The sequence below is a fragment of the Mesorhizobium sp. M7A.F.Ca.CA.002.05.1.1 genome (genome assembly GCF_003998335.1).
GTDB lineage: Bacteria > Pseudomonadota > Alphaproteobacteria > Rhizobiales > Rhizobiaceae > Mesorhizobium.
Genome location: NZ_RZQI01001686.1, coordinates 1 through 398 on the forward strand (window position 1 = coordinate 1; position 398 = coordinate 398).

The 398-nt window shown below is 58.5% G+C and carries 1 protein-coding gene; it reads right to left on the reverse strand.

What is annotated here, in order from left to right; all coding sequences use genetic code 11:
* Positions 1-235: 235 nt before the first annotated feature.
* Positions 236-398 (reverse strand): dihydrofolate reductase (locus tag EN939_RS37790; RefSeq protein WP_164751678.1); only part of this gene is annotated, 163 nt, incomplete at its 5' end.

Below are 398 nucleotides of genomic sequence, written 5' to 3' on the forward strand. Positions count from 1 at the left end.
GTCCTTGATTGTTGCCGCCGCCACCCCATGGGCCGCCGCCACCGCCGCTTTTGTCGTTCCAGGGCATGAATGTCCTTTCGCTTGGAATTCCCTCAAGCGCCGGTATTACGGCGCAAAATCCAGTATTGTTCTTCTATAGGGACGCAACGAGGCGCTTTCAACGCGATGCGCTGCCGACTTCGTCCGATTTGTCCGGTCGCGACCCTTTGTCTTCCTTCAATGCCCCTTTTTTCATTCAATGTCTCTCTCGACGCCGCTCGTAGACCGAATAACGCGTCGGGTGGCTGTCCTTTTCCCCGGCTGGGACGTCGTGCGAGCTGACAATGTGCCAGGAATCAGGATCGATCGGCGGGAAATGCGCGTCGCCGTCGACCGCTGCCAGCACATGGGTGACATGC